Origin of the sequence: Flaviaestuariibacter flavus (assembly GCF_004337505.1) — a bacterium.
GTDB classification, from domain to species: domain Bacteria; phylum Bacteroidota; class Bacteroidia; order Chitinophagales; family Chitinophagaceae; genus Flavisolibacter; species Flavisolibacter flavus.
Genome location: NZ_SJZI01000043.1, coordinates 71,020 through 83,403, shown reverse-complemented (window position 1 = coordinate 83,403; position 12,384 = coordinate 71,020). Strand labels below are relative to the sequence as shown.

Sequence of the window (12,384 nt, the reverse complement as noted above, 5' to 3'; positions counted from 1 at the left end):
TCCGTGCAAGCGAATAGCGTTTGGAGGCGGCACGCTGCCGAGAAATGAATGGGCGGCGACCCCAAAAAGGGAATTGTTGTACTTTCCGCAAAACAACCTGACCGGATGAAAAAGATCATACCCTTTCTTCTCTCGCTCTTCGTTTTGACTGCTGCCGGGGCCCAGCAGCCCACCTTCATTACCGATAGCCTCGACCGCTATATTGCCCGCGGGCTCCGCGACTGGGATCTTCCCGGGCTGTCGATCGTTATCGTCAAAGACGGCCAGGTGGTGGTTCAGAAGGGCTTTGGCGTCCGCAGCATCGAAAGCCGGCAGCCGGTGGATGCGAACACCCTGTTTATGATTGCGTCGAACACGAAGCTTTTTACCGGCACCGCGCTGGCCCTGCTCGAGCAGCAAAAGAAGCTTTCCCTGAATGACCCCGTCACGAAATATTTTCCCGACTACAAACTGTATGATGCCACCACCACGCAGCTCGTAACCCTGCGCGACCTGCTGTCGCACCGCATCGGAACGAAAACCTTCCAGGGTGATTTCACGTTCTGGAATACCAACCTGTCACGGGCCGACATCATGCGCCGCATGCGCCTGCTGAAACCCACGCTGCAGTTTCGCCAGGACTATGGCTACTGCAACAGCTGCTTCCTGACCGCGGGATCTGTCATCACCCCGGTGACCGGCCGCAGCTGGGAAGATTTCATCACCGACAGCATCCTGCGCCCCCTGCAGATGAATGCAACACTGCCCCTTTCAACCGGTATTGAAAAGCAGCCCAACGTGGCCCTGCCCTACACGACTTCCTACAGTGGCACACTGAAGCGCGTGCCATACGACAACTGGAACAACCTCGCGCCGGCCGCTTCGATCGTTTCGAATGTGAAAGACCTTGCCAACTGGCTGCGTTTCCAGCTCGATAGCGGCCGCTGGAACGGGCGCCAGCTGATGCCCTTCGCGGTGCTGCAAAAAACACGCGATGTGAACATCACCGTAGGCAGCCGTCGTTCGCCGGTGTTCCCCACGCACTTCCGCGGATATGGTCTCGGCTTGTTCAGCACCGACTACGCCGGCCGCCAGGTATACTGGCACACGGGCGGCGCCGGTGGTATGGTCAGCAACGTATGCTTCGTTCCGGAAGAACGTCTTGGCATTGCGATCCTTACCAATAACGATAACCAGAATTTCTTTGAGGCATTGCGCTACCAGGTGCTCGACGCTTACCTCGGCGTGCCGTATACCGACCGCAGTGCATTCTTCCTGGCTGGCTTCCGCAACGAGATGCAGGAACAACTGAAGGAGATCGCGGGCTGGAAAGCACGGGTAAAAGACCAGAAGCCGGCCTTGCCGCTCAGCGAATATGCCGGCACCTACGAAAACGGGCTTTACGGCCGCATCGGGATCGCCGTGCAGGGTAACGGTCTGATCGTGCGCTTTCCCAACCACCCCGATTTGAGCGCTACCCTCCAATACATGGACAAAGACGAATGGCTGATGACCTATAACAATATCGAATACGGCATCTTTTCAATCCGCTTCGACATCCTGAAAGGGAAAGTGCGTTCGGTGACGACGAAGCAGAATGAGTTTGTGGAGTATGATCCGTATACGTTTATCAAGAAATAGCCCCCTGTCCCCCGAAGGGGGCACTTAGACCGAAGCGGCTTTCCTTGTACCATACTGTGCTACATGAAGGCGTTTCAACAAAAAGGCCCGGATCGCTTTTCGATCCGGGCCTTTTATTAACTCACTTCCAACTGAATGTTCGGATTTGTGAAAATGATTGACCTAGGTGCCCCCTTCGGGGGACAGGGGGCCTTAAGCCTTCTTCTGCTCCTTTGCCCAGGCGTCTTTCAGCCCCACGGTTCGGTTGAACACAAGCCGTCCGTGCGTTTCCCTGGTATCGAGGGTGAAATAGCCTTTGCGCAGAAACTGGTAGCGCTCGCTCATGCGGGCATTTTTCAGCGCCGGCTCGGCGTATACCGTCTTGACGACTTCCAGTGAGTTTTCGTTGATGTACGACTTGAAATCCCCTTCCTCGCTGGCGGGATCTTCTACCTTGAACAGGCGGTCGTAGAGCCGGACCTCCGCGGTGATATTATTGGTGGCCGACACCCAATGCAGCGTGCCTTTAACGTTGATGCCCGAGGTATCGTGACCGCTTTTGCTTTCGGGAATATACGTGCAATGCAGCTCGGTGATGGTGCCGTCAGCATCCTTAATTACCTCCTCGCACTTGATGATATAGGCGAATTTCAGGCGCACCATGCCGCCCGGGAAGAGGCGGAAGTATTTCTTCGGAGGATTCTCCATGAAGTCTTCGCGCTCAATGAAAATTTCTTTTGTAAAGGGGATCTGGCGCGTCGGGCTATTCGGATCCTCGGGGTTGTCTTCGCCCTCCAGCAGCTCGGGGCCATTGCCTTCCTGGTAATTGGTGATCACCACTTTCACCGGGTCGAATACGACCATGCGGCGCAAGGCGATCTTGTTGAGATGCTCGCGTACGCAAAACTCGAGCAGGCCCACGTCGATGAGGTTCTCGCGCTTGGCGATGCCCACGCGGTCGCAGAAATCGCGGAAGGCTTCGGGCGTGTAACCACGGCGGCGCATGCCGCTGATAGTGGGCATCCGGGGGTCGTCCCAGCCATCCACGTACTTCTCTTCTACCAGTTGCTTCAGTTTGCGCTTACTCATCACCGTGTAGGTGAGGTTGCGGCGGGCAAACTCGTATTGGTGCGAGGGGAAGATCTCCAGCTTTTCGATGAACCAATCGTACAGCTCGCGGTGCGGCACAAACTCAAGGGTGCAGATCGAGTGCGTTACGTTTTCAATAGAGTCGCTCTGACCGTGGGCGAAGTCGTACATCGGGTAGATGCACCATTTGTTGCCGGTACGGTGGTGATGGGCGTGCTTGATGCGGTACATCAGCGGGTCGCGCATGAGCATATTGGTATGCGCCATATCGATCCGGGCGCGGAGCACCTTCTCACCATCTTTGTACTTTCCGGCGCGCATGTCGGCAAACAGCTGCAGGTTCTCTTCGATCGAGCGGTCGCGGTGCGGACTGTTCTTACCGGGCTCCGTGGGTGTTCCCTTCAGCCGGGCAATTTCTTCCGACGACAGGTCGTCCACGTAGGCGAGGCCCTTTTTAATAAGCTTTACCGCCATCTGGTAGAGCTCTTCAAAATAGTCGGAAGCATACGCTTCGTGCTTCCACTCCACGCCCAGCCACCTTACGTCTTCCTTGATCGAGTCCACGTATTCCGTTTCCTCGGTGGTGGGATTGGTGTCGTCAAAGCGCAGGTTGGTATAGCCCGGGTATTTCTGGGTAAGCCCGAAATTCAGGCAGATCGCCGTGGCATGCCCGATGTGCAGGTAGCCGTTCGGCTCCGGCGGAAAGCGGGTGACGATACTTTTATACTTACCATCCTTGAGATCGTTCTCGATGATCTCTTCGATAAAATTCAGGGATTTTTCTTCTGACATACCGGGCAAAAATACACGGAAGAAGCTTCTGAGGTTCTATGGTTCTGAGGTTCTATGGTTCCGGGGTTCCTGAAGCCCGAAAAAACCGTATCCGTCGCCGAATAGTTGACCTTGCGAAACAGGGCTGGCCGGATCACCGGCTTCAGGCCACCTTTCAGAACCTCTAAAACCTTTTTGAAAAGTTACCTTTGCTGTAACCCGATTCTTTTCCCCGTAGTCTTATTCCCGAATGCCCACTGAAACGGCCGATATCGACATCATTCACCGGGTGCTGCGCGGCGACCGGCAGGCCTTTGCGGGCCTCGTCGAGCGCTACCAGAGCCTTGTGTTCACGGTGGTGCTGCGCTATGTAAAAACCAGGGAAGATGCGGAAGAGGTGTCGCAGGACGTCTTTGTAAAGGCGTACCGGGCGCTGGCCGATTTCAAGGGTGAATCGAAATTCAGCACCTGGTTGTATACCATTGCCACCACCAGCAGCCTTACCTGGCTGCGGAAAAAGCGGCTCGTTACACGCTCCCTCGACGATGAGCATACATCCGGCCGGGCGGAGCAGATCAGCGGCGGGATCGGCGCCGATACCATCGAGCAAAAGTCGCGCATTGAACTCGTTAACAAGGCACTGCAGCTGGTATCGCCCGAAGACGCTCACATTTTGACCCTTTATTACAAGGGGGAGCAAACCCTGGAGGAGATCAGCGCGGTGCTGGGCGTGGAAACCAATGCTGCCAAAGTTCGCCTGCACCGCGCGCGGACAAGGCTGCGCGAAAAAATGCAATCCCACTTTGCCCGCGAGGTGGGCGATCTCTATTGAACGCAAAACAAAAAACTATGAAACCCCTGCCGGAAGAGATGGAAATGCAGTTGTGGGAATACATCGATGGAATCGCCACCGGTGCGCAAAAAAGCGCCATCGAACGCCTGCTTGCCGAAAATGCTGCCTGGCGCGCCCGCTACGAGGAGTTGCTGGAGACCCACCAACTGCTTGCAGCGACCGAACTGGAAACGCCTTCCCTTCGCTTTTCCCGCAATGTGATGGAAGCCATAGCGCAGGAGCAGATCGCCCCCGCGGCACGGCACTATATCAATAACCGCGTCATCTGGGGGCTTGCCGGCTTTTTCCTGGCGCTCATTGCCGCCACGATCATTTACGCCCTGGGGCAGGGCAGTGCCGCCCCTGCGCCGCAAGGCGCCGACGAGCTGGTTCGCGTCGACTTCAGCCGCCTCCTCGACAACAACTGGGTCAACGCCTTCCTGATGATCAATATCCTGCTCGGCCTTTTCCTGCTCGACCGCTTCCTGTCGGCCCGCCGCCAACAACAGCTCGACCGGCTTTAGGCGGGCACCCATAAAGAAAAACCGCGGGCTCCATGCCCGCGGTTTTTCTTTTTACGGTAGAAGTTTAATGACCGCCCCCGGTTGTAGTAGTGCCGCCGCCGGATGTTCCACCACCTGTGGTGCCACCTGATCCGGAAGTGCCGGAGCCTCCACCCGGGGTGCCGCTACCCGTACCGGTGCCGGAAGAGCCAGAGCCGGTGCCCGAACTGGTACCTGCATCTGTACCGGAGCTCGTACCTGTGCCGTTCACGCCACCGTTGGTGTCGCTGCTGGCACCGGTGCCCGTTCTATTAATTGAGTTCATTGAAGAAGAATCCGTGGTTGTGTTCGTGGTGGTTGCGTTATCCTGGCCGTTGTCGGCGCATCCGATGCCTGCAAGTGAAATACCTGCGAATAAGAATAGTTTTTCATATTTCATTTTCAGCGTTGGGAATCGGGCCTTATTGAAATAATTCCGGGCCGGTGGTCGCCGGTCTTTCTCATCGCCGGTGTTACGCTTTGAAAGGCCCGCCCGGTGGGGCGCTTCTTCCTCCCGATGTTGCCGCCGGGCCAATAGCCGCGTTCACTTTTTTACCGGATCGGGTTATCCCCGGCAGGTCAAGGCCCAGCCGTCTTTATTACGTTCAAAACACATGTGTACCAACAGCGGCCTCGTTGAAGCGGCCGGGAAAACGTACCTTTGCGCCCTCAACAAGCTATATGGATGTAAAGAATAATATCCTCGAAACGATCGGCAACACGCCCCTGATTCGTCTCAACCGGATTGTGAAAGACCTGCCCTGCACCGTGCTCGCCAAGGTGGAATATTTCAACCCCGGCAACTCGACAAAGGACCGCATGGCCCTCAAGATGATCGAAGTGGCAGAGGCTGAAGGCCGCATCAAGCCCGGTGCTACCCTTATTGAAGGCACTTCGGGCAATACGGGCATGGGCCTCGCGCTCGGCGCCGTGGTAAAAGGCTACAAGTGCATTTTCGTCACCACCGACAAGCAATCGCAGTCGAAGGTCGACATCCTGCGCGCACTCGGTGCCGAAGTGATCGTGTGCCCAACCAACGTGGAGCCCGATGATCCCCGCTCCTATTATTCAGTGGCTGCCCGTCTCGCCAAAGAGATCCCGAACTCCTACCACTTCAACCAGTACGATAACCTCGCCAACCGCCTCGGCCACTACGAGTCCACCGGTCCCGAACTGTGGCATCAGACCGACGGCACCATCACGCACTTCATCACCACCGCCGGCACGGGTGGCACCATTACGGGTACGGCTATGTACCTCAAAGAGCAGAATAAGGACGTGCAGGTATGGGCCATCGACGTGGAAGGTTCGCTCCTTACCAAATACTTCCGTACCGGTGAGATCGATATGAACGAAGTGCATCCGTATATCTCGGAAGGCTTCGGTGAAGACTTCGTTCCGGGCAACTACGATATGAGCGTCATCGACCACTTCGAGCAGGTTTCCGACCGCGATGGTGCCGTATGGGCCCGCCGTCTCGCCAAAGAAGAAGGACTTTTCTGTGGCTATAGCTCCGGCTCGGTTATGGCCGGCCTGATGAAGCTGAAAGACAAGCTGAAACCCACCGACGTAGTGGTGGTGCTGCTGTGCGACCACGGCAGCCGCTATGTGGGCAAGATCTATAACGACCAGTGGATGGCCGAGCGCGGCTTCTTCGAAGTGAAGACCTTCAAAGATCTCGTAAGTGCCCGCGGCCGCAAGCGGCTCATCACCATCGAAGGCACCGAGCCGGTATCGGCCGCCGTGGACCTGATGAAGAAATACGACATCGAGCATATTCCCGTGACCGACGGCAATGGCACCTTCACGGGCTCCATCTCCGAGAACGGGCTCTTCCAGAAAGTTTTCGCCAACCCGGAGATCCGCGTGCAGCGCATCGACCAGGTGATGGAAAAGCCGCTGCCCGAAATCGGCCTCGATACACCGGTTGAAAAGATCGGCGCCTACATCACCAAAGACTGTGGCGCGGTGCTCGCAAAAGACGAAAGCGGCACCTACCAGATCGTGACGAAGTATGATGTGCTGCAGGCACTCGCGTGATAATATCCGATGTCGGATCTCTGATCTCCGATTTATTGCTTTCAAATAAATCAGACATCGGACATCGAAAAATCTTGAAGCCGCCCTCCGGGCGGCTTTTTTTTGCCGGTAAATACCGAGGCATTCGTAATCTAACGATTCCGGACATTCGTAAAAGTACGAGCCTCCTTTTCGCAACGTTACGAGAAAGCCGGTAATAACCGAAGCACGGAAATAGAGCGTTTTTGCACTTGTATACGCTACCGGAGGAGTTTACTTTTGTGTCAGAAGTTGATTGATCAGGTAACCAATATCCACGAAAAGCTTTTTGAAATCCAAAGTCCTGAAAAATCCAACCAATATCCAGAAACCGATCCGACAACAACAACGCTCTTTGAAATCCATCCATTGAAAGACCGAAAGAAAATCCAGTATCGATCAACTTCCTTTTTTCCAATCCTATGTAACCAGCCCGTTCTTAATCCGTATCCAACCCGAAAGACCAGTCCAATCCTTGAAAAACCAGCCACAACCTTTGAATACCACCGCCAGTGATTTGTGTCACCAACTTCCGATTCCCATGAAAGCGAACTAAAAAAAGGAGTTTTCCCTCCTGTTGTACCATCAAAAACAACATGAGGTTGGTGATAGTGAAAAGCCCCGACAGCTACTTGCCGGGGCTTTTTTATTTCTTGCCGGCCGAAGTCTCCGGTCTTCTGTATTTTCCCGTTATGATTCGCCTCACCGACCCTTTTGGCAAACCCCTCAACCTACCTGATCCGCCGCAACGGATTGTGTCCCTGGTGCCTTCGCAGACCGAACTCCTGTATGACCTGGGGCTCGAAGACGAGGTGGTCGGGATCACAAAGTTCTGCGTGCACCCCGAGGAATGGTTTCGTGAGAAGCCCCGCGTGGGCGGCACCAAAACGATTAATCCCGACCGCGTGCGCGAGCTGCGCCCCGACCTGGTGCTGGCCAACAAGGAGGAAAACGTTCGCGAGCAGGTGGAGGCGCTGGCCGCCGAGTTTCCAACCTGGTCGAGCGATATCGCTACGCTGGAAGACGCGATTGAAGCGATCCGTGCCATCGGCAGCCTCGTGCACCGCGACGACGCCGCCAAAACGATCGTGACCCGGATTCTCGACGCCTTCGAGGAGCTCGATCCTATCTTCGAAGACCAGCCGGATACAGCTTACCTGATCTGGAAAGATCCCTATATGACCGCCGGCGGCGACACCTTCATCCACGACATGCTCACCCGGCTGGGCGTGCACAATATCTTTGAAAAGCGAAAGCGCTACCCCGAGGTAACGGTCGCCGAGCTGCGGGGTTGCGAGCTGCTGCTGCTTTCATCGGAACCCTATCCGTTCAAGCAGGAACACATCGACGAGCTGCAGGCCCGGCTGCCGGAAACGAAAATATTGCTGGTGGACGGCGAGCTTTTCAGCTGGTATGGAAGCCGGCTGCTGAAAACGCCGGCCTACTTCGAAAAGCTACGGGCACAGCTAGGGATTGAGTGAGCACGACTATTGCAAACAGTGCCTGCCTAACTTAGCACCATGCAGCTCGAATCGGACAAGCCCTCCCGGAAAAAGCCGTTCTTTCCTGTAAGCGGGGATCTGCGGCAGTACCTGCGCCTGCATGGCCGCGAGATCAGCCTGCCCGTTACCTACAACGACCTGCTGAACATCAGTTACTCGATCCCGCTGAAAGACAAGCAGGGAAAAGACACACTGTGGGAGATCGCGTCCTACGACCTGCGCGACTGGGATTTTATCCGCGACAGCCTCGTGCAGACCTACGCCATCCTGAAGACCGAGGGCGATCTCACCTTCACCAAGCACCTCGATGTAGCGCGGATCGACTACTGCACCTTCGGCAATTCAAACCCGTTCCGGGTGCGGATCGTGAATCGCTTCAACGACAACTACGATCATTATTATATCAAGAAGGAAGATGCGTCGCGGGTGTACGGCCTTGAGCTCGAGCACATCCTCTCCCCCAACCGCATTACATACCTCACCAATAACGGCACCCTTGTGGAAGAACACATACCCGGCCTCCCCGGTGACGTGTTTATACAACAGCACCTGGAGCTGCCCGAAACCAACAAGATCCGGCTTGCGAAAGAGTTCGTGAAATTCAACGAACGTTGTTTTGTGCGCCTGCTCGGCGACATGCGGAGCTACAACTTCGTGGTGAACGTGACGCCGGATATTGAAGACTATCAATACCGCATCCGCGCCATCGACTTCGACCAGCAATCGTACGAGGGCCGGAAGAACCTGTACTTCCCGCAATTTTTCAAAGAGAACCGCCCCCTTGTGGAACTCGCGCTGGAGCATCTCAACCCCGATTCGATCGCGCAATACCAGGCCGAAGAACGCACCCTGATGGCCTTCCGCGCCACCGTGGAACGCCGTCGCCTGCTCAACCTGCTGCAGATCATGACCGAGGATGGCATTTCTTCAGAAGAAAAAACCCGCCAGTTGAAGGAGCAACTCGGACAACACTTCGACAACCCGCAGTTTGCCCGTTGCCGCACCATGGGCGACGTGGTGAAGCTCACGCTGCGCCAGGCACTGAAGCCACATATTGCCCGGATACATAAGAACCAGGGGCGGATCATGTGATCGCGACGGCGAGAACGAACGCAGATTTTTTTGATCTAATATGATTTGCGCATTCCGCCTGTGGAATCAGCGTTTTTTCTTTCCCGCCGTTTAACGGGGCAGCAGTGATATGGGCAGCACAATCTCCCAAACATGCGGGCTCGACGCGCCCACTTTAGCCGCATCTAAAAGGTAGCTATAACGAAGGCCCACGCTTACCGGGTACTGGTTCCACCATTTTGTGTCGAAGTATACCTCAGCGCCGATTGTCTTCAGGTCGACGGAGTTTTGCTTGTTGTTCGAATAGAAGCGCGACAGGTCGAAGAAACCGTTTCCACGAATCCTCGAGAGATAGACGATGTTGGCAGCACCGATCTCGGGATACAGTAGCGGCAGGTGGTAGTTGGCCGAAAGGCGCCACATCCGGCTGTTGAAGTAATCCTCGTAGCCCCGGCTGTTGGCAAAGCGATTGGAAAAGATGCGGTTCAGCGTATCCACCTGCTGGATGCTTCCCTGCAGTTGCAAACTATGGGTGCGGGCGACGCCAGGTAAGTAAAGTGTTCCGGTGCCAAGCGCCAGGTAACCATTTCCATCGAGCCGGTGCCGCAGGTTGCCCACCAGCGAGTAGCCAAGGCGCGTAAATAGCTGCTGGTGCGCCCTGGGCAGAACCTGTGTCCAGGCAACCAGGTGACTCAGGTAGGCGCTCGATGACGCGGGAACAATGCCTTTTGTGGCACCCACCGGGCTGGTCCAGTTGAATACGAGGTCGGTACCGAAACGGAGGTAGCGGTAGGTCTTTCCCCGGGTGAAATTCAAGGGCACGTAATAACCCACATGAACGTCTGTGGCGCTGTAGTTTTCCACCCGTGTGCTGCTTTGCAGCCTGCGGGTCACCGTCCGGTTAAACGTATGCTCCACCCCCGCGCTCAACACCGTAAAGAGTCCGCCATAAGATGTATTGAAGCCAACAGAGTGGGCCGATTCATTAATATTGTAGCGGTAGAAAAGCTCATTGCTGAATGTGTTGAGCACGTTGTCGCTGAATATGGAAAACGTGAATTCCGGGTCTTCGTAATAAGGGCGCCAGCTGTGTACATTGATCAGCCCCGAACCGCCCTTATAGGGCTGCACGGCAAAGACACGGCGCTCGCCGTCGAGCACCGACTCCACGCTGTCGGCACCGGCTACCGGGAAGGGCGGCTGGGAAAGCCCCCACTGCCCTACCGGCACTTCAATCCGCTGCAGTTGCGAAAGCGGCTGCTCCTGTATCCGGAAACCGTTGCCGGTAAAGTCAGACCATTGCAATTTGCCGGCGCCTACGGAGGCAAAGTAATGACCGACGCCGCCGGTGGTGAGCCGGAAGGTTGCTTTCGTTTCCACATCGAGCTCGTACAGATCGTCGGTTCCATTGAGCGAGGAGGTAAAATACACCTTGCCGCCGGCCGGGTAGAAGTAGCCGATCGTTGATGAAGTGGGCGGTAAGAGTTGCGAAAAGGATTGCGTCGCGATGTCGTACAACGCCAGCGACATCCGCGCCCCGGGGTGGCGGATGCCGACCACCACGGTGCCCGCATCGTAAAACTGCGGGTGCACAAAGAGCGCACCTGCCGGTGTGCGCCGGCTTTGCAGCACCTTGCCGCTGCGGTCGAGCAGCTGCAGGCTTGCCTGCAAAGAATCGTTTATCTGTACGGCCACAATCCGGCTCCCGTCGGGCGAAAGCGCCGGGGTGAAGTATTTCTGGTGGCGGGTGATGCGCTCTTCCTTGCCCGTAGCGGTATTGAGCAGCACAATGTCGCTGTAGTCGACAAGCGACCAGCGCGGGTGTGTGCTGGTGGCCGTATAAGCCACGGTACCGTTGCGATACGACAGCCAGTCTTCGGTGCTGATGCTGCGCAGCGCAATGCGGCGTTCCTTACCGCCAACCCGCTCGTAAAAGCCAGGAATGTGCTGGAAGCCGTATTTGAGGTAGAGCAGGGTGTCTTCGGCAATCCGTGAGGGAAACTCGTAGTGGGTCACTACTTCGCGGGTTGCCTGCTCGTCGCGCTTGCGGCTTACCTGGTGCCCGTACGATTCGAGGGCTTCCTTCCGGAAGTCTTTAAATCGCTGCCCGCTATAGCGAAGCACCGCCCGCTGGAACGGGTAAAAAAGCCCCTTGAACGATGCTGCATCATTCGTCACTTTCGTCCAGAAGCCGGCCCCGTATTTCTCGCGGCCATAGTTAACCAGCAGGTAACCGAGCGGGTAATGGTTGGGCACCTGGTCGCGGTAGGAGCCGTTGCGCAGCTTGGCCCAGCTGTAATTACGACCTTCCTTCCAGATGCTTTCGAAGTTGTTGAAGAACCAGGGCTGGCGCCCGCGGCCCTGGGGGGAAAAGACGGTCTCGGCATACACCGCATCGCCTTCGAAGTACCAGTCGGGCACCGAAAGCGCATTGAAAAGCGATCGCCCCTCCTGCCCCAGCAAGGTGCCGGCTACCAGGCTGAGTCCGCGGTTGAAGCGGTTGTATTGCTGCACGTGGCGGTATTCGTGAACGGCCAGCTGTTCGTTCCAGGGAAGGTTGCCGAATTCGAAGATATTGCTGCCCGGCACCAGGTAATACTCGCTGCGGAAAGGAGCAAGCGATACGTAGCCGTTGGCAAGCGTGGTATTGTTGTGCAGCACGATCGGGATGCGCCGGAACCGGGTGCTCCCGGTGTCGGCGGCAGCCATCCGGTGTACGATGCCGGCGATGCGCTGCGCCTGCGCCCCGGCCGGGGCCGCAAACACTACCTGCGCCGTGTCGGTGCGGATCTGTTGCCAGCGCACCGATGGCGGGACGGCACCGAATTGTTGCGCCTGCACGGCGGAAAGCACAAAGCACAGGCTGACGGTCAGGGGCAATCGAAGCTTCATAAGCAAAAGATAGGGAGAATACAATAAA

9 protein-coding genes are annotated in these 12,384 nt (G+C 56.3%); 6 read left to right on the top strand and 3 right to left on the bottom strand.

The genetic code is table 11. The features are described from left to right. Positions 1 to 105: 105 nt before the first annotated feature. A complete protein-coding gene (locus tag EPD60_RS11900; protein WP_131449696.1) occupies positions 106 to 1,620 on the top strand; it encodes a serine hydrolase in 1,515 nt (504 codons plus the stop codon). A gap of 192 nt (positions 1,621 to 1,812) precedes the next feature. Here EPD60_RS11900 and EPD60_RS11895 read toward each other — a convergent pair whose 3' ends face one another. Further along, a complete protein-coding gene (locus EPD60_RS11895; protein ID WP_131449695.1) occupies positions 1,813 to 3,480 on the bottom strand; it encodes a glutamine--tRNA ligase/YqeY domain fusion protein in 1,668 nt (555 codons plus the stop codon). Positions 3,481 to 3,709: 229 nt separating this feature from the next. Here EPD60_RS11895 and EPD60_RS11890 point away from each other — a divergent pair, with 229 nt between their 5' ends. Beyond that, positions 3,710 to 4,291, top strand: a complete 582-nt coding sequence (locus EPD60_RS11890) for an RNA polymerase sigma factor (RefSeq protein ID WP_131449694.1) — start codon at positions 3,710 to 3,712, stop codon at positions 4,289 to 4,291. 17 nt (positions 4,292 to 4,308) lie between these two features. Beyond that, complete coding sequence (locus tag EPD60_RS11885; RefSeq protein WP_131449693.1) at positions 4,309 to 4,815, top strand: hypothetical protein; 507 nt, start codon at positions 4,309 to 4,311, stop codon at positions 4,813 to 4,815. Positions 4,816 to 4,879: 64 nt separating this feature from the next. Here the strand turns inward: EPD60_RS11885 and EPD60_RS17170 are convergent, their stop codons facing one another. Continuing rightward, a complete protein-coding gene (locus EPD60_RS17170; protein ID WP_207896638.1) occupies positions 4,880 to 5,119 on the bottom strand; it encodes a hypothetical protein in 240 nt (79 codons plus the stop codon). Positions 5,120 to 5,514: 395 nt separating this feature from the next. Here EPD60_RS17170 and EPD60_RS11875 point away from each other — a divergent pair, with 395 nt between their 5' ends. The 3 genes from EPD60_RS11875 to EPD60_RS11865 all read left to right on the top strand — a co-directional run bounded on the left by EPD60_RS11875 (position 5,515) and on the right by EPD60_RS11865 (position 9,485). Beyond that, positions 5,515 to 6,873 carry a pyridoxal-phosphate dependent enzyme gene (locus EPD60_RS11875; protein WP_131449692.1) on the top strand — a complete coding sequence of 453 codons (1,359 nt, stop codon included), beginning with the start codon at positions 5,515 to 5,517 and terminating at the stop codon, positions 6,871 to 6,873. A 710-nt stretch (positions 6,874 to 7,583) separates the two neighbouring features. Continuing rightward, positions 7,584 to 8,372: an ABC transporter substrate-binding protein gene (locus EPD60_RS11870; RefSeq protein WP_131449691.1), complete on the top strand. Its 789-nt coding sequence runs from the start codon at positions 7,584 to 7,586 to the stop codon at positions 8,370 to 8,372. Positions 8,373 to 8,411: 39 nt separating this feature from the next. Then, positions 8,412 to 9,485, top strand: coding sequence for a hypothetical protein (locus EPD60_RS11865; RefSeq protein WP_131449690.1), 1,074 nt, complete (start codon positions 8,412 to 8,414; stop codon positions 9,483 to 9,485). A gap of 90 nt (positions 9,486 to 9,575) precedes the next feature. Here the strand turns inward: EPD60_RS11865 and EPD60_RS11860 are convergent, their stop codons facing one another. After that, positions 9,576 to 12,356, bottom strand: a complete 2,781-nt coding sequence (locus EPD60_RS11860) for a TolB family protein (protein WP_131449689.1) — start codon at positions 12,354 to 12,356, stop codon at positions 9,576 to 9,578. Between the last annotated feature and the right edge of the window lie 28 nt (positions 12,357 to 12,384).

Bases quoted from the DNA above. Each gene is read 5' to 3' on its own strand.
- EPD60_RS11900 (WP_131449696.1), top strand. From the start codon at position 106: ATGAAAAAGATCATACCCTTTCTTCTCTCGCTCTTCGTTTTGACTGCT.
- EPD60_RS11895 (WP_131449695.1), bottom strand. From the start codon at position 3,480: ATGTCAGAAGAAAAATCCCTGAATTTTATCGAAGAGATCATCGAGAAC.
- EPD60_RS11890 (WP_131449694.1), top strand. From the start codon at position 3,710: ATGCCCACTGAAACGGCCGATATCGACATCATTCACCGGGTGCTGCGC.
- EPD60_RS11885 (WP_131449693.1), top strand. From the start codon at position 4,309: ATGAAACCCCTGCCGGAAGAGATGGAAATGCAGTTGTGGGAATACATC.
- EPD60_RS17170 (WP_207896638.1), bottom strand. From the start codon at position 5,119: ATGAACTCAATTAATAGAACGGGCACCGGTGCCAGCAGCGACACCAAC.
- EPD60_RS11875 (WP_131449692.1), top strand. From the start codon at position 5,515: ATGGATGTAAAGAATAATATCCTCGAAACGATCGGCAACACGCCCCTG.
- EPD60_RS11870 (WP_131449691.1), top strand. From the start codon at position 7,584: ATGATTCGCCTCACCGACCCTTTTGGCAAACCCCTCAACCTACCTGAT.
- EPD60_RS11865 (WP_131449690.1), top strand. From the start codon at position 8,412: ATGCAGCTCGAATCGGACAAGCCCTCCCGGAAAAAGCCGTTCTTTCCT.
- EPD60_RS11860 (WP_131449689.1), bottom strand. From the start codon at position 12,356: ATGAAGCTTCGATTGCCCCTGACCGTCAGCCTGTGCTTTGTGCTTTCC.